Raw genomic sequence first — 19313 nt, 5'->3', positions numbered from 1 at the left:
GCACCGTGTCGCTTCCTCCACATGGCCGTACCGCCCTTCGAGAAGACGCGGCTAACCCCTCCAGTCAAGCACTCCGCCGGTCACCGGAACAGAGCCGGAATGGTCTGCGGCAGATCGACCGGGCGCTTCGCTCCACACCTCACGGCCGCAGGCTTCACACTGGATGTCATGACGCCGAGCACCGCGATCGAATCGTCTGTCGACGACAGGGTGCCGCCTGCCCGGCCACTCGAACGGGCCCGGAACGGGAGACTGTCCGCGGTCCCGCACATCGCCGGTGTGGTGTTCGGGGTCTACGCGACGCTGGTGTTCGCGTGGAGCCTGTCGCCGGTGCTCCGGTACCTGCTGCACACGCCGCGCGAGTACGTCGACAGCTACTACTTCGACGCGCCCGACACCAGCTTCTCCTGGGCCCTGGTGCTGGGACTGCTCGCGGCGGCGCTGGCCAGTCGCAAGCGGATCGCCTGGTGGCTGCTCACCGTCTACCTGGTCCTGTTCGCGTTGGCGAACCTGGCCATGCTGGTCGGCGAGGGCAACGTGCACGCCGGGGTGGCGCTGGTGGTGCACCTCGTCGTGATCGGCCTGCTCGTCGCCGCGCGGCCACAGTTCTACACCCGGGTCCGACGCGGCGCGGTGTGGAAGGCCCTCGGCGTGCTGGTCGGCGGGCTCGCCGTCGGCACCCTGCTCGGCTGGGCCCTGGTCGAGCTCTTCCCCGGGACCCTGCCGCCGAACCAGCGGCTGCTGTGGGCGCTCAACCGCGTCGCCGGCATCGTGGTGGTCGACAACGAGCAGTTCGACGGTCGCACACACGGATTCGTCAACACCCTGCTCGGCCTGTTCGGTGCACTGGCCCTGCTCGCCGCGGTCATCACGCTGTTCCGGTCGCAGCGCTCGACGAACGCACTCACCGGCGAGGACGAGTCGGCGCTGCGCGGGCTGCTCGCCCGCTCCGGCGGCGACGACTCGCTCGGCTACTTCGCCACCCGGCGCGACAAGGCGGTGGTGTTCGCGCCCAGCGGCAAGGCCGCGGTCACCTACCGGGTGGAGCTCGGGGTGTGCCTGGCCAGCGGCGACCCCATCGGGGACGAGGAGGCCTGGCCGCACGCCGTGGACGCCTGGCTGGACTTGGCCTCCACCTACGGCTGGACGCCGGCGGTGATGGGCGCCAGCGAGGACGGGGCCACCGCCTACAACCGCGCCGGACTCATCGTCCTGCAACTCGGCGACGAGGCCATCCTGCAGACCCGCGACTTCGATCTGCACGGCCGCGAGATGCGTCAGGTCAGGCAGGCCGTCAGCCGAATCCGCAAGCACGACATCACCGCCCGGATCCGTCGGCACCGCGACATCCCACCGGAGGACATGGCGAGGGTGATCGCCCGCGCCGACGCCTGGCGCGACACCGAGACCGAGCGCGGGTTCTCGATGGCCCTCGGCCGGCTCGGCGATCCCACCGACGGCGACTGCCTGCTGGTGGAGGCCGTCGCCCCCGCCGACCCCACGGTCGACGGCGGCGAGGAGACCGTGTTGGGCATGCTGTCGCTGGTGCCGTGGGGCGCCACCGGCGCGTCCCTGGACCTGATGCGTCGAAACCCCAAGGCCCCCAACGGTGTCATGGAGTTCATGGTCACCGAGCTGGCGACCGGCGCCGACAAGTTCGGGATCACCCGGATCTCGCTGAACTTCGCGGTGTTCCGGTCGGTGTTCGAGGAGGGCGCCCGGATCGGCGCCGGACCGGTGCTGCGGGTGTGGCGCTCGGTGCTGCTGTTCTTCTCCAAGTGGTGGCAACTCGAGGCGCTGTACCGCTCCAACGTGAAGTACCAGCCGGAGTGGGCACCGCGATACCTGTGCTTCGCCGACAACCGGGTGCTGCCGAAGGTCGGCATGGCCTCCGCGGTGGCGGAGGGCTTCGTCACCCTCCCCCGGTTCGGCCGGCGAGACATCAGCAAGCACACCGGGACCCACCAGTCCGTGCCCGCGGCGCTGACGGCGACCGGGCTGCTGCACGCCGACGGCAGCGCCCCCGACGAACCCACCGCGACGGGCGCCGACGGCGGCCACACCGCCGCCGAGAACGGTCACCGGCGCCCGGAGCAGGTCCGGGTGCGGATGGACAAGCTGGACCGGCTGACCGCGGCGGGTGTCGACGCCTACCCGGTCGCGTACCCGCCCACCCACACCGTCGCGGGGGCGCTCGGCGCGCCCGAGGGCACCAAGGTCCGGGTGGCCGGCCGGGTCATCCGGATCCGCTCGTACGGCGGCGTCGCGTTCGCGGTGGTGCGGGACTGGTCCGGCGACATCCAGGTGCTCTTCGACCGCACCACCGTGGGCGACCGACTCGACGCGTTCACCGCCGAGTTCGACCTCGGCGACCTGATCGAGGTGAGCGGGACCGTCGGCCGCAGCCGCAAGGGCGAGCTGTCGCTGCTGGCCGCGGACTGGCGGATGAACGGCAAGTGCCTGCACCCGTTGCCCGACAAGTGGAAGGGCCTGTCCGACCCGGAGTCCCGAGTGCGGCAGCGCTACGTCGACATCGCCGTCAACCCGGAGGCGCGCGACCTCCTCGTCGCCCGCAGCGCGGTGGTGAAGTCCCTGCGCGACTCGCTCTCGCAGCGGCAGTACCTGGAGGTGGAGACGCCGATCCTGCAGCAGGTGCACGGCGGGGCCAACGCGGCGCCGTTCCACACCCACATCAACGCCTACCACCTGGACCTGTACCTGCGGATCGCCCCGGAGCTGTACCTCAAGCGGCTCTGCGTGGCCGGCATGGAACGGGTCTTCGAGATCGGCCGGGTGTTCCGCAACGAGGGCGTCGACTTCAAGCACAACCCGGAGTTCACGATCCTCGAGGCGTACGAGGCGCACAGCGACTACGAGAAGATGATGGTGCTGTGCCGCGAGCTGATCCAGGCCGCCGCGGTCGCCGCGCACGGCCGGGAGGTCATCCTGCGCCCCGGACCCGACGGCGCCCCCGTCGAGGTCGACATCTCCGGCGAGTGGCCCGTCAAGACCATGCACGACGCGGTCACCGAGAAGCTCGGCGTCGCGGTCACCCCGTCCACCCCGGTCCGCGAACTGCTCCGGCTGTGCGAGGAACACCAGATCCCGCACCAGCCGAGCTCCGACGCCGGCGCCGTCGCGCAGGAGATGTACGAACACCTGGTGGAGGACCACACCGAGTTCCCGACCTTCTACACCAACTTCCCCACCTCGATGTCGCCGCTGACCCGGCCGCACCCGACGATCCCCGGCGTCGCCGCGAAGTGGGACCTGGTGGCCTGGGGCATCGAACTCGGCACCGCCTACAGCGAGCTCACCGACCCGGTGGACCAGCGGCGACGGCTCACCGAGCAGTCGATGCTCGCGGCGGGCGGCGACGAGGAGGCCATGGAACTGGACGAGGACTTCCTGCAGGCGCTCGAGCACGCGATGCCCCCGACCGGCGGCCTCGGCATGGGTGTGGACCGCGTCGTCATGCTGATCACCGGTGGGAGCATCCGCGAGACCCTGGCGTTCCCGTTGGCGAAGCCGCGCCAATGATCGACCGCGTCACCGCGTCAACCGTCGGGGCGACCGCCCGCGACGGGCGGCGCCGGGAGCGGACCCTGCTGGTGGCGTTGCTGGCGCTCGGCCCGGTGCTGTACTCGACGTGGCTGCTCAGCTGGTTCCTGAGCTCGCACCTCGACCAGTCCCGCGCCTACGCCAGCGAACTGGCCGCACTGGACCAGCCGTGGGGCCTGTTCTACCGCACCGGCGACCTGCTGACCGGCGTCGTGCTCACCGCCGCGACGCTGCTCGCGCTGTGGCTGCGTCCGCGCCGACCGCTGACGACGGCCGGCTGGGTCGGCCTCGGGGTGTTCGCCGTCGCGACGGTCCTGGACTCCCGGATGCCGCTGGACTGTGCGGCCCACGCCAGCGCCGCCTGCGCGGCCCGGGAACAGGCCGGCCTGCTCGACGAGTCCCGTTTCCTGCACGCCTCGACCAGCACGATCGCCGCGACCGCCGCCGCGGTCTCGGTGTTCGCGTTCATCGTCGCGGCGTTCCGCTACGGATGGCCGCACTGGACCCGTTGGGGTGGGCTGGCGGTGGTGGTGACGTACCTGGTCGGCAACGCGTGGACCCTCTTCGCCATCGACATGGACGGCCGCGGGGACGAGGTGTGGCTGCTCGGCTACGCCCAACGCCTGCAACTGGTCGCCGTCACCGGGTGGCTCGTCTACCTGGCACTGATCGCGGCGTGGGAGCGACGGGAGGCGGCGGGCAGGAGCGCAGCGACCGGGGGATGAGGGTTCCACGTGAAACCTCCGACGACGCGGCGCTAGGGTGACCTGGTGCAACTGCTCCTGGTCCGCCATGCCCTGCCCGAACGTATCCTCTCCGTCGCCGACGACGGCGTCGCGGATCCGGGGCTGACGCCCGAGGGGACCGAGCAGGCCAAGCGACTGCCCCTGGCGCTCGCCCCGTACGGGGTCTCGGCTCTGGTCAGCAGCCCCCAGCGACGTGCATTGGCCACCGCGGCCCCGGTTGCCGAGGCTCTCGGCCTGCCCGTCGGCACCGACCCGGGACTCGCCGAGTACGACCACGGCCATTCCCACTACATCCCCATCCACGAGGCCAAGGACATCGCGCCGGACACATACGCGCAGATCCTCGCGGGGCATCTGCCGGACTTCGTCGACGAGCAGGCCTTCCGGGCCCGCGTCCTGGCCGGATTCGGCCGTGTGGTCGCCGCCGCCAACCACGCGGACACCGTGGCAGTATTCGCGCACGGCGGCGTGATCAACGTGTACCTGCAGCACCTGCTCGGGCTCGAGCGGCCGCTGACCTTCCCGCTCGACTACACGTCGGTGACGCGGGTGTTGATCTCGCGCAACGGCAGCACGCGCACGGCGTCAGTCAACGAGACCGGGCACGTGCGGGACCTGCTGACCTCGCGACGACCCTCGTAATCCGGCAGGAAACGACGAAAAGTACCGAAGTTGGACGCTCGGTACACACGTACTGGACGCTCGGTACAGATGCGGGGCGAATTCTCGTGCGGTCAGCCCGGTGGCAGGCCTGGGGATCCGACCTACGCTCCTTGGGAATGCCAGTGACCGCCATCACATAACGACCGCGCAAATCGACAACGCACCATGCGCACCGATGACGATCGCGTTCCCTGCGAAGTCCAAGGATGTCCCACGTGACCAGCAATGAAGTTGTGGAATTTGTCAATGTCGGCAACCGCGAGTTCGGGGCGGCGGCAGTGCCGTTCACGGGTGGCGCCGCGACGCCCTTCCCGGGCCACCTCCCGACGACGGTCGACCGCCAGGACATCCGCAGCACCAGCGTGCAGTCACACCTGTTGGCCCACACGTTGCGGATGACGGTCCGCCCGGTCATCTCGATGTGGGCGAAGGCGTCGGCCCTGCCCTGGCCGATGAAGTTCCTCGACGACGTGAGCGCCCGGGTCCACCCACCGATCGAGGGGACCCGCAGCCACACCATCCTGCTCGACCACTGCAACGCGCAGTGGCTCCGAGCGGACGGCGCCGACGACGACCGCGTCGTCCTCTACCTGCACGGCGGCGGATTCATGTTCTGCGGGGTCGGCACCCACCAGCGTCTGGTCTCGCGGATCTCGGCCGCCGCGCAGGCGCCCGTGCTGATGGTCGACTACCGCATGCTCCCCGACCACAGCATCAGCGATGCCGTCGACGACGGGGTCGACGGCTACCGCTGGCTGCTGGCCAAGGGTTACCGGCCCGACCAGATCGTGATCGCCGGGGACTCGGCGGGCGGCTACCTGTCCTTCATGGTCCCGCTCGCGATCCGCGCACAGGGCCTGCCCGGTCCGGCCGGCATCGTGGCGCTCTCACCGCTGACCGAGATGGACCCCGCCCGCAAGACCGGACACCGCAACGCCGGTCGCGACGCCATGCTCCCGAGCAATGCGCTCGACGAACTCGCCCGGATCTCCGGCCTGCGCGACTCCCGGTCGGCGTCGAGCCGCGACCGATTGCGCCTGTGCCCGGTCGACAGCGACCTGCGGGGCCTGCCGCCGGTGCTGATCCAGGTCGGGTCGCACGAACTGCTGCTGCCGGATTCCGAACTGATGGCCGATCGTCTCGCCGAGGCGGGCGTGCCCTGCGAGCTCCAGGTGTGGCGCCACCAGGTGCACGTGTTCCAGGCGGCCGCCGACCTGGTGCCGGAAGCGCAGCGGGCGATCGAGGAGGTCGCCTACTTCATCAGGACGGCGACGCCGGAACCGGCGAGTGCCGCCCGCTAGCCATCCGCGCCGGGGCGGGCCCGTCCGGACCCRCCCCGAGCACCGCCGCGCCGAGCCAATGGCACAGAGCCAACGCGACCTCGAGGTCGAGGCGCCCGTCGCGGAGCTTGTGTCCGAGCTGGTCCTCCGCCTTGCGGAGCCGGTACACCACCGAGTTCTTGTGCATGTTCAGCTGGTCCGCGGTCGCGGTGTAGCTCGAACCGTTGGCCAGGAACACGCGGATCGTCTCGCGCAGGCGCTCGCTCGCGACATCCTCCACGGCCAGCGGGCCGAGCACGTCGCGCACCCAACTCCGCGCGGCCGCCATGTCCGCACACATCAGAGCGATCGGCCCGACATCCGTACTGGAGACGACGAGCGGGCCGGGGCGCGCCGAGTTCTGGGCCACCACCTGCGCGGACATCGCCTGCTGGTGGGTACGCCGGAATCCGGTCACACCGTCCGCCGGCGCCCCGACCGCGACCTTGACCAGGCGCTCCCAGCCCGCCACGACCGATCCGACCACCGAGATGTCGGCCGACGGCCCGACGGGCAGCCACGCCCACACCTCGTTGTCGGCGCGGGGCAGGACCAGCGGCGGGCCGGCGCATCCGAGCCGCTCCGCGAGGGCGCCCACCGAACGCTCGAGAAACTTCATCTGGTCGTCGCGGGACTGTGTCTCGGCGGTCCACACCGCGATGGCCAGATGCCGCTGCGACAGCCGGTACCCGAGGGTGAGTTCGGCGGTGTGCGGGTCGACCTCCCGGCCCGCGAGGAGCTGCCCGATACAGCTCTCACGGGCGGCGTTACTGCTGCGCTGCCACAATTCACGCTCGGACTCGAAGGCGCTCGCCAACTGGTGAGCGACCCGATCCGCGTAGCCGGCGGAGTCGGTCATGATCAGCACCGCGGCCTGGGCGATCACCGCCGCGTCATCGGTGAGCAGCTCCATCTGCTCGAGGCACCACCGCATCACGGTGTCGGAGGACAGCCGGTTGGCCCGCTCCAACGCGGACGGAGCGACACCGCGCTGGGCGAGCCGCCGCGCGTGCTCGAGCGCGGCCGCCGGTGCATCGGTGCGCCCAGCCTCCAACCTGCCCTGCAGGATCTCGCGGATCGACGCCATCGACTCCATGGTGGCGGCGGCCTGCATCGACGCGATCAGCGGATCTCGCGCCTCCTCCATCTCGGAGGTCAGCCGGTCGATCACCCGCGCCTCGAGTTCCCCGCTCTGCGCCTCCATCACCGAGGCCAGCGCAACCACCAGATCGCGGGCGGCCGAGGCCGAGTCACCTGACAGTCGCATGGCGCACCCTTCGCTCCCGGTCATGTGGCCCGGATCGGCCACAAACGCGTGCCCCGCTCGGCGCCCACCCCGTGAGCAACGGGCCGAGCGGGATCACGCTAGTAGATCAGCACCCCGGACGGTGCCCTTTCGGCTAGGCGACCGGCGTCAAGGTGTGGATCTGCGGGGCACCGGCGAGGTGCGCACCGAACGAACCGGCCGCGGCAGTGAAGTGCGGCGACGTCACGTGCGCCTGCAGCGCCTGCTGATCAGCCCAGATCTCGACGGTGACGAAGGTGCCGGGCGCACCGGCGGACTCGAAGAGGTCGTAGGAGATGCAGCCGGCCTCCTCGCGGCTGGCCGCGGCCAGCGACGACAGCGCCGATCGCACCTCGTCCTCGGAACCGGCCTTCGCGACGATCGTGGCAACTACGTGGAGATCAGACATCTGGTGTTCCCTTCTCGACGGCCGCCGCGCGGCAGCGCGAGCAACCGTATCCAGCACCGGGGCTGGGTGTCTCGACTATCGACACCGCTGTCGGCCGCGGAATTCCGACCGCAGCCGATCCGCGGGTCAGGCGGCCTTGTCCCGCAGCCAGGTCGCGAGCCAGGTGGCCGGCGTGTTGCCGGCACTGTCGACGGCATAGCCCTGGTAGGTCTGGTGTGCGCCCGACCCGTAGAACTGGGCGAGCTGCGCGACCCGCTTCTCGTTGGCGTCGTCGGTCAACTGGCCCTGCAGCGCAGGGATGCCGCCGGCCATGTTCAGGTCGTTCCAGATTTCGCGTGCCTCGGCACCTGACCGCGGGGTGTCCGAGGACCCCGCGTCGGAGTTCTGAGCGGCGAAGCCCGCCAGCCGGGTCACGTAGTCGTCGTCCTCCGTGGAGCAGTACAGGTCGCCCTCGGCGCAGAAGGTCACCGTCCGGTCACTGATCCAACCGAAGCCGCCGATCCGCGCACCACCGGCGCCGTCGCCGGGCACTCGGGGGCCGATCAGGGCGTCGCTCGCGGAGCGTCGCGGGTCGGACAGCAGGCCGACGGCCGCGACCTTCTCCGGGCGAATGGTGCTCGTGCCGGTGCCGATCTCGGAGGCCAGATCACCCGCGGCGTCCGCACCCTGGCTGTAGCCGATGATCCCGAACTTGGTGTCCCCACAACGCTGCTGCATCGCCTCGAGCATGCCGCGCGCGTTGTCGTGGGCCTGCTTCTTCGACGCGCCGTACACATCCCCCTCCCAGGGGAAGGCCGTGGCCGCATAGGTGACGTAGTCGGTGCGGATGTCCGTCCCGCGGAGTCGGTCGGTGACCCCGGCCAACATGCCCGGCGTCGGGGCCCGATCCGCCGCGGTGGAGGTCTCCCACGTTCCGGGAATGGCAACGACGTACATGGTGGGGCACTCGCCCGCGGGTGCGGCTTGCGCCACCGCACCGGATGCCAACATTCCGGCGGCGGCCGCGGAGGCAGCGGCGACGGCAACGATCTTCTTCAGGCGCATTGGAGCTGACCCCTCACTCATATCCGAATCCAGGCTGCGGCGTGTGCCATTCTGCCGTCGCATGTACCCAAATGATGCACAAACGGTAAGGGGAAGTTACCTCAGAGATATGACATTCGCCTGGCGGGCCGAACTGTCATCCGGCCGGGGCGGCTGGAAGGGGCGGCCGGACGCCGGGCACCGGGGCCGACCGGGCAGAATCCATCCCATGCTGGACATGTCAATGATCCTCACAATTGGTTCCGTCTGCATCGGGTTCGTCCTGATGGTCACCGCTGCCAGCGGGGCCCGAGGCGGCTGGAACCGCGCCGGCGTCATCGCGCTGTTCGTCGCCGCCCTGTGCTTCCTGACGGTCGTTCCCCTCACCGTCGCACTGACCGCCGGCGTCTAGCCCCCACTCGCCTCCGTACGCGCCGGAGTGCGCCGCCGACTGTGTGTCGACGGCGCACTCCACCTTCGGTGCCGGTACTACTTCGCGGGGATCACCCGTGGATCAGGACCCGAAGATGCTGGTGAGGCTGCCCAGTCCGTCCAGGCTGCCGGTGCTGCCCGTCCCGGTACCGGGATCGGTGACGCCCGGAACGGTCACCGACTGCGGCGCTGCGGCCGAATTGGTGAAGCCCTCCGCACCGACGAACTCCGCCGTGACAGCGAAGGTGCCCGCATCGGCGAAGGTGTGCGACGCGGTCGCAACGCCGTCGACCAAAGCCACCGGGGAACCGACCGCCACACCGGCGACCTTGAACTGCACGGTGCCGTTGGCGGTCGCCGGGTTGACCGTCGCCTTGAGCTCGACCGTGTCGCCCTTTGCGACACTGCCGATCGTGTCGAGCGTGGTGGAGGTCTCCACGTCATTCGCCGCCGGGGCGGTCACGTCGACGACCGAGGCCGTGGACGTCGAGTCGTTGAAGCCCGCACCGCCGCTGAAGACCGCGGTGATGCTGTGCTGGGCAACCGTGTCGAACGTGTGGGCCAGGGTCGCCACGCCACCCGAAACCGCAACCGGCGCACCGATGTCGACGCCACCGTCCTTGAACTGCACCGAACCCGTGGCCGTGGCCGGGGTGACAGTCGCGGACAGATCGACCGACGTGCCGGTCTTGGCGTCGGCCGGAGCCGACAGGATGGTAGTGGTGTCCGCGGCCGGAGYGGTCACGTCTACGACCGAAGCCGCCGAGGTGGACCCGCTGAAGCCGGCACCCGCAACGAACTCAGCGGTGATCGAGCGCGACCCGACCGTGTCGAACGTGTGGGCCAGAGTCGCCACACCACCCGAAACCGCAACCGGCGAACCGATGTTCACGCCACCATCCTTGAACTGCACCGTGCCCACCGCATCCGCCGGACCCACCGTCGCGGTCAGATCAACCGCAGTACCGGTGACAGCAGTGGCAGGAACCGCCAGGTCCGTCGTCGTGGTCACCAACGGAGCCGAAACCTCGACCGCATGCGCCGCCGACGTCGAACCCACAAAACCGGCACCCGCAACGAACTCAGCGGTGATCGAGCGCGAACCGACCGTGTCGAACGTGTGCGACAGAGTCGCGGTGCCACCCGAAACCGCAACCGGCGAACCGATGTTCACGCCACCATCCTTGAACTGCACCGTGCCCACCGCATCCGCCGGACCCACCGTCGCGGTCAGATCAACCGCAGTACCGGTGACAGCAGACGCCGGAACCACCAAATCCGTCGTGGTCGCCACAGCCGGAGCCGCAACATCCACCGCATGCGCGGCAGAGACCGAGTCGACGAAGCCCGCACCAGCCGTGAACGCCGCGGTGATCGAATGCGAACCAACGGTGTCGAACGTGTGGGCCAGAGTCGCCACACCACCCGAAACTGCAACTGGCGAACCGATGTTCACGCCACCATCCTTGAACTGCACCGTGCCCACCGCATCCGCCGGACCGACAGTCGCGGTCAGGTCAACCGCAGTACCGGTGACAGCAGTCGCGGGAACCGCCAGATCCGTCGTGGTCACCACAGCCGGAGCCGCAACAGTTACCGCGGAAGCCGTAGATGTGGAGCTGACAAATCCGGGGCCCGCAACGAACTCAGCAGTGATCGAGTGCGAGCCGACCGTGTCGAATGTGTGCGACAACGTCGCCACACCACCCGAAACCGCTACCGGCGCACCGATGTTCACACCACCGTCCTTGAACTGCACAGTGCCGACGGAGTTGGCCGGGCCGACGTTCGCCGTCAGGTCGACCGGCGTACCGGTGACGGCCTGAGCGGGAGCCGACAGCGTTGTCGTGGTGGCCACGTTCGGCGCGACCACCTCGACGTTCACGTTGGCCGGGTTGAATCCCTGCGTGCTGCCGAAGCTGTACACGTCGAAGAACATGCCGCTGTTGAACACACCCAGAGGAGCGGCGGCCGGCACCTTATAGGTCACCGTGTAGGTCAGGGACTGGCCGCCCTTGACCACGAATCCGCCGCCGAAGAAGCTGCAACCACCAGAGCACGTGGCCAACACGCTGCCGTCGCCTTGCTGCGAGATGGAGGAACCGCTACCGGTACCGGTCGCCGAGCCGCTCTGGTACACGAAGCCGGCCGGCGGGATGTCCCGGATCCTGGTGATGTAGCGCTCGGCACCGCCGTTGTGGATGACCTCGTTCTTGTAGGTCACCGTGTCGCCGGGATGCAGGGTGGCCCCTGCGGTCCCGCCGACCACGCTCTTCTTGAAGATGAGGTTGCTGGTCGAGCCCTGGTTGCTGGTCGACCCCGGATCTGCCGACGCCGGACTCACGCCCAGCATGATCAGACCGGCGGCAGCCGCTGCCGCGGTCAGTGGTGTCGCAACGCGACGTATCGATGGACGCACTGGTATCTCCGGATCCTCGCCGCCACGCGGCGTTGGTATTGCCGTGTCTTACCTGAATGACCGGGGACGATGCGTTGACTCTGGACACTCGACCCGATCGATCTGGACATCTGTCCCATGATGTCGCGGTACCGCACATCGAACCCACGGAGTGCGCCGACGGCCGTCTGCCGACGGCGCACTCCATCTCTCGTGCGGCACTACCTAGCCACGCTCAGCGATCAGGACTGGAAGAGGCTCTCCAGGCTGCCCGCGCCACCCGGGGTACCCGGATCGGTGGCACCCGGAACGGTCAGCGTCTGCGGCGCSGACGCCGAGTCGACGAACCCTGCCGAGGCGATGAATTCCGCGGTGACGCTGTAGGTTCCGGACGCCGCGAASGTGGTGGGCAGCGTCGCGACGCCGTTGACCACGTTCACCGGCGCACCGAGCGCGGTGTCACCGAGCTTGAACTGCACCCTGCCGTTGGCGGCGGCCGGGTCGACCGTCGCCGTCAGCGTGACCGGCTGACCCTTCTGCACGGTGCCGACCGCGGCGAGGGTGGTGCTGGTCTGCACCGCCGCCGGCGGCGCGGCGGTGACGCTGACCGGGAACAGCGGCGCGACGGACCCCGCGACMCCGGTGGTGCCGGAGTAGCGGGCGAGGACGCGGTGGGTGCCGGTGGTGGTGAACTTGTACGGCGCGACCGCGACGCCGTCGGTGCCGACGGTGCCGGTGACCTTGTCGCCGCCGTCGACGGTGAACTCGACGGTGCCGCCCTGCACGGCGGGGCTGACCTGGGCGTGCAGGTTCACGTCCTGGTCGACGAACGCGGTGTCGGGGCTGGTCATCGCGACGGTGGTGACGGTGTCGTCGGTGCTGACGTTGATGGTCTTGACCGCCGAGGTGGAGGCGATGAACCCGGTGGTGCCGGAGTAGGACGCGGTGATGGCGTGGTCGCCGTCGGTGGTGAAGGTGTGCGTGATCGCCGCGGTGCCGTTCGCGACGGTGACCGGGCCGCCGAGAGGTGTTGCGCCGTCGGAGAACTGGACGGTGCCGCCGTTCGCGGCCGGGTTGACGTTCGCGGTCAACGTGACCTCGGCGCCGTTCTTCACCGACCCGGGGGCGACGACGGTGGTGGTGGTCTGCTGGTCGGCCGCGGTGATGCTGGTCGTGGCCAGGGGGCCGGCGCCCGAGTTGAGGGGATCGGYGGCGCCGCCGACGTCACGYGGGGAGCACTGGGTGGGAGCCCATGCGGTGATGAACAGGGTGGCCTTCGGCAGGAACGTGAGGAAGTTCTTGTCGTTGCCCCAGGCTCCCGCGTCGCCGGCGGTGCGCAGCTTGATGTCGACGTTGCCGGACGGGCCGGCCTTGAGCCGTGCCTTGACCTGYGGCAGCTGGAAGGTGGTCTTCTCGCCGGAGACCGCGTTCGCGACGATGCCGCCCTCGGAGCTCTTGCTGGAGTTGGGGCTGTTGCCGATGGTGGCGTTGTTTCCGGAGAGYCGGATGATGCCGCCGTTCGGGTCGACGCTGCCGGCCTCGTTGACCCGCAGCACGTTCGGYGCCACRCCGCTGAGGCCGGATCCGGTGCCGGGCACGACGGTGGCGCCGAGGAACTCCGCGTTCTGYGGGACGGCGACGTCGATCTTGATCCGCGAGACGTTCTGCACGCTGGCACCGGASACCGAGTTGGGGTAGCTGATCGGCGGCGGCGCGATGGTGACGTCGTACTCCTCGCCGGCGTTGACCGTGGCSGGGGCGTCGATCGTGACCGAGGAGTCCTGCGCCTCGGTGGTCGGTCCGGCGACCGCCGACGGGGTCACCAGGCAGGCCGCCTTGAAGGTGGTGGTGATCGGGGCGGCCTGGGCGGGGACGCCGCCGAGCATCGTGATGCCGACTACTGCCCCGGCGGTGATGGGAGTCGCCAACCGCCGAATTCTCTTGTTCTGCATGAATTCTCCTACGAATGAGGGAAAAGCCAGGGAGTCACCCCGGTCCGGGGCGTGAGYTGCTCACGCCCCGGACCGAGGTGGGCAGAGCGGGGTCAGCTGTTGAACAGGYCGGCGAGCGATCCGAAGTCGGCGCTRCCGCCCGGGGTGCCCGGGTCGGTGGCGTCGGTGACGCCGATGACGGTCGGTCCGGAGACGGAGTCCTGGAAGCCCGCGCCGCCGGTGAAGACGGCGGTGATGCCGTAGGTGCCGGCGGTGTCGAAGGTGTGCGAGAGGGTCGCGACGCCGTCGACGACGGCGACCGGGGCGCCGATCTCGGTGGTGCCGGCCTTGAACTGGACGGTGCCGTTGGCGCCGGCGGGGGCGACGGTGGCCTTGAAGGTCATCGCCTGGCCGACGGTGGAGGGRCCGGTGACGGCGAGTGCGGTGGTGGTGGCCTCACGGTTGGGCTCGGCGGCCTTGACGGTGACCGAGAACCCGGCGGARGTGGACGGGGTGAATCCGGTGGTGCCGACGAACTTSGCGACCACGTTGGCGGTGCCGACGGTGGTGAAGGTGTGCGGCAGGGTCGCGACGCCGTCACCGGTGCCGACGTCGGCGGTGCCGACGGGGACRCCGTCGACGGTGAACTCGACCTGRCCGGCGTCCGGGATCGGCATGACGGTGGCGGCGAGGTTGACCGGGACGCCGACGGTGGCGGTGACCGGTTCGAGCACGGTGGTSGTGGTGTTGAAGTCGGCGTCGGTGACCGTCAGCTCGGATGCTGCCGACACGGAGTCCTGGTAGAGGCCGGTGCCGGCGAAGTGCGCGGTGAAGCTGTGCGTAGAGGCCTCGTCGAACTTGCGGGTGATCGAGGCCGTGCCGTTCGCCACGGTGACGGGCTCGCCGACGTTGACGTTGCCGTCCTTGAACTGCACCGTGCCGGTCGCGGTGGCCGGGGTGATGGTGGTGGAGAGGGTGACATCCTCACCGACCACTGCGGTGGCCGGAGCGGTCAGTGTCGTCTGGGTGTCGACGTTGGCCGGGGTGACCGAGACGGTCTGCGCAGCCGAGACCGACTCGTTGGCGGCCGTCGTCCCCAGGAACTTCGCGGTCACCGAGAACTGGCCCTCCGCGGACGGGGTCCAGTTGAACGTCGCCACACCGGCGGCCAGGTGGCCCTCGCCGACCTTGTTGGCGCCCTCGTAGAACTCGACGGTGTTGCCATCGGCGCCGCCGGCCACGGTCGCGCTCAGCGGCACTGCCGCGCCCAGTTGCACGGGCGGAGCCGCCGCGAGCGTCGTCGTCGTGTTGTTCTTGCCCACCGTGATGTTCGGCCCCTTGCCGGGGTAGGAGCCGGCGCCGAGGCTGCCGTTGTAGTTCATTCCCGTTGCCAGCGCGACACCCTGCGCACAATCAAGGCCGACCTTGTACGAGATCTTGAACGTGGGCCAGAACGCAGGGGGGATGAAGGGGTTCTTCACGGTCGTCAGGGGATCTCCCGCGAGCGTGACTGAGTCCGCGGCCACGGTCACGTTGGACAGAGGGCCGTCGTCATTGATGTGCGCCGAGTCCGGGACATAGGTCAGGCACGCTGGGTGTTGGTCCCGGACCATCGTGATCTTCTCGTCGCTCGTGGCGTAGTTCCGCTTGAACTGGGTCGAAACTGTGATGATGTCTCCCCCGGAGGGATTCACATTGCTGATGGTGCGGGTGTAGCTACTGCTGCCGTCGGACCAGCTCACCGATTGCTCTGCTGCGCTGGCGGTTCCGGCGCCCAGGGCGACCGCGAATCCGGCGGCCACGGCGAACGCGCTCAAGCCTCCGACGGCGCGAAGGGTACTGCTCTGCGTCATGGTTTCCTCTCTTCGAACGTCCAAGGCGCCGCCAAAGGCAACCGCCCTGACGAGGTTCCTGAATGAGCGTCCTAGACGGGCGTCCAGTTGAATCGATCCGGCCCAAGGTAGCGCAGTCGAACAGTAATTGCGGCCGAATTGCTGCAAATGGACTTATGCATTAATGCCGAATAACTGGACGCTCGTGCCAGAAATAAAGAATGTTGCCCTGAGCTGGGGTAATTGGACTTTGAGACAGGTTGGCGCGCGACGCTATCACGCCGCCGACAGTCCTTCTTGGAAATGAGACTTGTTGGAAGGTAACCGCTCTGACCGCCGCGTTCCCCGTGCGCTTCGCGGCGGGCTTCCGCTTCGGATTTTTCTGGAGGTGTCGCCGGGGTAATCAGATTGCATTGCGTACTGAATCGTCTTCAAGTGTTGAACACTGGCAGGCGGTTCATGCTGAACAGAGGCCGGGTCATGCGAAATTTAGTTTGCGAATCTTCCTTGATTGGTTTCGAATCGGGTTTCGACCGCATCGAAGTTGCAGTCGCATCCCTGCCGCCGGGGCTTCGGCATCCCGCGCCCCGTCGCGTGTGGCGGGACCGAGGCGCGGTGGTCCGACTACGTGAACCGGCCACGGGGCGGCGGCGGCCTTGTCGAGGATGTGGGTCACGTTGCTGTCCGAATCGTGCGGGCTCCGCGGTTGCTACTCGGTGACCCGGTATTCGCGCACGTCAGCTCGGACAATCGCCCCCTGCTGCGCCGAGTCCGGGCCGGCCCCACGGAACCGCTGCAGTTGATCGTCGGACTCCCAGCACTCGAAGACGTTGATGCGCCCCGGGTCGAGCGGGTCGGGGGACAGCGCGAAGTCCCGGCACCCGTCGCTCGCGCGGGCCTGCGTCACCACCTCGATGCACCCGTCGAGGTAGGTGGCGCGCCCCTTCGGGTCGACGTGCAATGCCCCGGCCACGATGATCACGGTGGTCTCCCTTGTCCTGTGTGGTTCTCCACGGGTAGACCTCCGAGCGTCGGCGGAGTCATCGCCGTCGCTATCGTCGGTCAGTGTGAGCACCCAGTCTCCTTCGCCGGACCGCACCCTGTCACCGGACCACGCGCTGTCCCCGGAACGCATCGCCACCCTCGATGCCGACCACCTGTGGCATCCCTACGGCGCGTTCCCCGCATCGACCAGCCCGCTGGTGGTCGAGAGCGCGGCCGGCACCCGGCTGACCCTCGCCGACGGACGGGAGCTGGTCGACGGGATGAGCTCGTGGTGGGCGGCCGTGCACGGCTACCGGCACCCCGTGCTCGACGCCGCCGCCGCGGCGCAGCTCGCCAAGATGAGTCACGTGATGTTTGGTGGGCTCACCCACGAGCCCGCCGCCCGGCTCGCGGAACTGCTGGTCCGGATCACCCCGGCCGGGCTGGACAAGGTGTTCCTGGCCGACTCGGGGTCGGTGTCCGTCGAGGTCGCGGTGAAGATGTGCATGCAGTACCAGCGGGCGCTCGGCCGGCCCGCGAAGAAGCGGATGCTGACCTGGCGCGGTGGCTACCACGGCGACACCTTCGCACCGATGAGCGTGTGCGACCCCGACGGCGGCATGCACTCGCTGTGGACCGACGTGCTGGCCCGGCAGGTGTTCGCGCCGATTCCGCCGCGTGAGTTCGACCCGGCCTACGTTGCCGAGTTCGAGGCGATTCTCGTCGAGCACCGCGACGAGCTGGCCGCGATCATCGTCGAGCCGGTGGTGCAGGGCGCCGGCGGGATGCGCTTCCACGACCCGCGCTACCTGAGCGAGCTGCGGCGTCTCGCCGACGAGAACGACGTGCTGCTGGTGTTCGACGAGATCGCCACCGGGTTCGGCCGCACCGGCGCGCTGTTCGCCGCCGACCATGCGGGCGTCAGCCCCGACGTGATGTGCGTCGGCAAGGCGCTGACCGGCGGTTACCTGACGCTGGCCGCGACGCTGTGCACCACGGAGGTGGCCGCGGCGATCAGCGGGGGCGAGGCAGGTGGACTGATGCACGGGCCGACGTTCATGGCGAACCCGCTGGCCTGCGCGATCGCCGTCGCGGCCGTGGAACTGCTGCTCTCGCGGGACTGGCGCGCCGAGGTCGCGGCGCTGGGTGAGGGGCTGGCCGCGGGGCTGGCATCGGCCAGGGAGCTCGGCGCGGTGGCAGATGTGCGGGTGCTCGGCGGGATCGGGGTGATCGAGATGCGGCAGCCGGTGGACATGCGGTCCGCGACCGACGCCGCCGTCGACGCCGGGGTGTGGCTGCGACCGTTCGGGAAGCTGATCTACGCGATGCCGCCGTACGTGTGTACCCGGGAGGACGTGGACCGGATTGCGGCCGCGATGGTGGCAGCTGCCCGCGCACAGGTGTCCTGACGTGCCGCCGCCCGGTTGAACGGGCGACAGTGTGGGTACTCGTCGTCGACAGGGCGTTACCCTCTGCGATCCCGCTCCGGTGGCCCCTCAGGCAGGTTCGAGGCTGGGTGAAGCGATGCGAGTTGTACCGAAAGTCGCAGACTTCGAGCCCCCGACGTCGCAGGAGTTTCGTGCCTACGTCGACGCGGTGGCGGATGCGGTCGGGGCCGGACCCGACGAGCGTTACTGCCGGACCGACGAGGTCTACGCCGCTTACATTGTGGTGCCGCGGATGGACCGCAGGTTTCCGGGACGCGAGTTCGCACTGATGTGGGACTCCGGCGGCTGGGCGCTCGGGTTCGAGACGAGTTCGGGGGAGGACATGATCATCCTCGGCAGCACCAGTGGCAGACCGGTGCCCGCCCCTTCCGCGGTGGTGGCGCTGTGCGACGACCTCCTCCCGACACCAAGGACCTGAGTGGTGAGCGGCCGGTGGCCGTGCCTGCCTTGGCGTTGCCGCACAGGGCCTTTCAGTGAGCCTGCCGATGTCGGGAGAGCGATCCAGGCGGAGTCGGCGCCGATTGCGAAGTCGGTGTTCCAGGCCGCTCGGCGTTCGCGGTGTACAGACTTGTCTGGGCGTGCTAGAACAATACTTGGTTGAGAGCACAGCCGAATATGTTCGCGCCAGGCATGACATGCCGGACTCCGATGCCCATCGTTGTGACTGCCACTTGTACCGGCCCACTTTGCTGTACCGGCCCACTTTGCTGTACCGGCCCACTTTGCGTCGGCGGGCCCGACGTCCTCTGCGGCAACTGGAGAGAGCGCGGACTGAACTTCACCTTGTCACTGGAGGTTCGTGATGACCGCTGCCACCACCCTGCAACGACGTAGTGCTCCGCGCCCTGACCGCCCCCTCTATCGGCCGCCGGATCGTGGCGGGTACTGCCACACGGCAGTTGTCACTGTTCGTGGAGACCTCGATGCGTCCAGCCTCGCGAACTTCCGGCAAGTCCTCGACGACGCCTTCTCGACCTGTTACCACGGGGTGGTGATCGACCTGTCCGCGGCCGACTTCGTCAGTATCGGCGCGGCGGCCCAGTTGGCCGATGCCAAACGGAGGGCCGGTAATTCCCGCCTCGATCTCGCGCTGGTCTCGGGGCCGCCGGCGCTCGAACATGTCCTGCGGGTCACCGGGGTCGGGGCCCTGTTCGACCTCCATTCCACGCTGCGATCCGCCATTGCCCGGTCGAGTACGGCAGGGCAGGCCGGGACCCGGCGATCGGACGCTTCCGGCTCGACGACGCCGGGGGCTCGAAGCCGTCTGTAGATCCGGACCGGG

The 19313-nt window shown here is 69.2% G+C and carries 15 protein-coding genes; 8 read left to right on the top strand and 7 right to left on the bottom strand.

Going from position 1 to position 19313, the window contains the following annotated elements; genetic code table 11:
- Positions 1 to 168 precede the first annotated feature (168 nt).
- The 4 genes from lysX to AC1DU4_RS05370 all read left to right on the top strand — a co-directional run bounded on the left by lysX (position 169) and on the right by AC1DU4_RS05370 (position 6271).
- Positions 169 to 3540, top strand: a complete 3372-nt coding sequence (gene lysX / locus AC1DU4_RS05385) for a bifunctional lysylphosphatidylglycerol synthetase/lysine--tRNA ligase LysX (RefSeq protein WP_477838030.1) — start codon at positions 169 to 171, stop codon at positions 3538 to 3540.
- Positions 3537 to 4286, top strand: a complete 750-nt coding sequence (locus AC1DU4_RS05380; RefSeq protein WP_477838029.1) for a DUF998 domain-containing protein — start codon at positions 3537 to 3539, stop codon at positions 4284 to 4286. The genes lysX and AC1DU4_RS05380 overlap by 4 nt, the downstream gene beginning before the upstream one ends.
- A 45-nt stretch (positions 4287 to 4331) precedes the next feature.
- Positions 4332 to 4949 carry a histidine phosphatase family protein gene (locus AC1DU4_RS05375; protein WP_477838028.1) on the top strand — a complete coding sequence of 206 codons (618 nt, stop codon included), beginning with the start codon at positions 4332 to 4334 and terminating at the stop codon, positions 4947 to 4949.
- 236 nt (positions 4950 to 5185) lie between these two features.
- Positions 5186 to 6271 (top strand): alpha/beta hydrolase, encoded by a 1086-nt coding sequence (locus AC1DU4_RS05370; RefSeq protein WP_477838027.1) that lies wholly within the window; start codon positions 5186 to 5188, stop codon positions 6269 to 6271.
- On the opposite strand, the gene AC1DU4_RS05365 is transcribed toward AC1DU4_RS05370, so the two are convergent.
- The 3 genes from AC1DU4_RS05365 to AC1DU4_RS05355 form a co-directional block, all read right to left on the bottom strand.
- Positions 6231 to 7556: a PucR family transcriptional regulator gene (locus tag AC1DU4_RS05365; RefSeq protein ID WP_477838026.1), complete on the bottom strand. Its 1326-nt coding sequence runs from the start codon at positions 7554 to 7556 to the stop codon at positions 6231 to 6233. The two genes, AC1DU4_RS05370 and AC1DU4_RS05365, sit on opposite strands and share 41 nt — an antisense overlap.
- Positions 7557 to 7689: 133 nt before the next feature.
- Positions 7690 to 7983 (bottom strand): putative quinol monooxygenase, encoded by a 294-nt coding sequence (locus AC1DU4_RS05360; RefSeq protein ID WP_477838025.1) that lies wholly within the window; start codon positions 7981 to 7983, stop codon positions 7690 to 7692.
- A gap of 126 nt (positions 7984 to 8109) precedes the next feature.
- Positions 8110 to 9027: a cutinase family protein gene (locus AC1DU4_RS05355; RefSeq protein WP_477838024.1), complete on the bottom strand. Its 918-nt coding sequence runs from the start codon at positions 9025 to 9027 to the stop codon at positions 8110 to 8112.
- A 208-nt stretch (positions 9028 to 9235) separates the two neighbouring features.
- Here AC1DU4_RS05355 and AC1DU4_RS05350 point away from each other — a divergent pair, with 208 nt between their 5' ends.
- Positions 9236 to 9418 carry a hypothetical protein gene (locus tag AC1DU4_RS05350; protein ID WP_477838023.1) on the top strand — a complete coding sequence of 61 codons (183 nt, stop codon included), beginning with the start codon at positions 9236 to 9238 and terminating at the stop codon, positions 9416 to 9418.
- Positions 9419 to 9520: 102 nt separating this feature from the next.
- Here the strand turns inward: AC1DU4_RS05350 and AC1DU4_RS05345 are convergent, their stop codons facing one another.
- The 4 genes from AC1DU4_RS05345 to AC1DU4_RS05330 all read right to left on the bottom strand — a co-directional run bounded on the left by AC1DU4_RS05345 (position 9521) and on the right by AC1DU4_RS05330 (position 16581).
- Positions 9521 to 11782, bottom strand: a complete 2262-nt coding sequence (locus AC1DU4_RS05345) for a beta strand repeat-containing protein (RefSeq protein WP_477838022.1) — start codon at positions 11780 to 11782, stop codon at positions 9521 to 9523.
- 296 nt (positions 11783 to 12078) lie between these two features.
- Entirely contained in the window at positions 12079 to 13788 is a 1710-nt protein-coding gene (locus AC1DU4_RS05340) for an Ig-like domain-containing protein (RefSeq protein WP_477838021.1), read from the bottom strand.
- Between the two features lie 92 nt (positions 13789 to 13880).
- Positions 13881 to 15620: an Ig-like domain-containing protein gene (locus AC1DU4_RS05335; protein WP_477838020.1), complete on the bottom strand. Its 1740-nt coding sequence runs from the start codon at positions 15618 to 15620 to the stop codon at positions 13881 to 13883.
- A gap of 688 nt (positions 15621 to 16308) precedes the next feature.
- Complete coding sequence (locus AC1DU4_RS05330; RefSeq protein ID WP_477838019.1) at positions 16309 to 16581, bottom strand: putative quinol monooxygenase; 273 nt, start codon at positions 16579 to 16581, stop codon at positions 16309 to 16311.
- A gap of 136 nt (positions 16582 to 16717) precedes the next feature.
- On the opposite strand from AC1DU4_RS05330, the gene AC1DU4_RS05325 reads away from it, so the two are divergent.
- From AC1DU4_RS05325 to AC1DU4_RS05315, 3 genes are all read left to right on the top strand, one after another.
- Positions 16718 to 17992: an adenosylmethionine--8-amino-7-oxononanoate transaminase gene (locus AC1DU4_RS05325; RefSeq protein WP_477838063.1), complete on the top strand. Its 1275-nt coding sequence runs from the start codon at positions 16718 to 16720 to the stop codon at positions 17990 to 17992.
- Between the two features lie 115 nt (positions 17993 to 18107).
- The gene (locus tag AC1DU4_RS05320) at positions 18108 to 18449 is read left to right on the top strand and encodes a DUF6292 family protein (RefSeq protein ID WP_477838018.1); all 342 of its coding nucleotides are present in this window, start codon (positions 18108 to 18110) and stop codon (positions 18447 to 18449) included.
- 384 nt (positions 18450 to 18833) lie between these two features.
- On the top strand, positions 18834 to 19301 hold the full coding sequence (locus tag AC1DU4_RS05315; RefSeq protein ID WP_477838017.1) for an STAS domain-containing protein: 468 nt from the start codon (positions 18834 to 18836) through the stop codon (positions 19299 to 19301).
- Positions 19302 to 19313: the final 12 nt, after the last annotated feature.

The organism is Rhodococcus sp. P4_F5, from assembly GCF_056401315.1.
The sequence above is the reverse complement of the archived record's forward strand: the minus strand, read 5'-3'. Positions and strand labels throughout refer to the sequence as shown.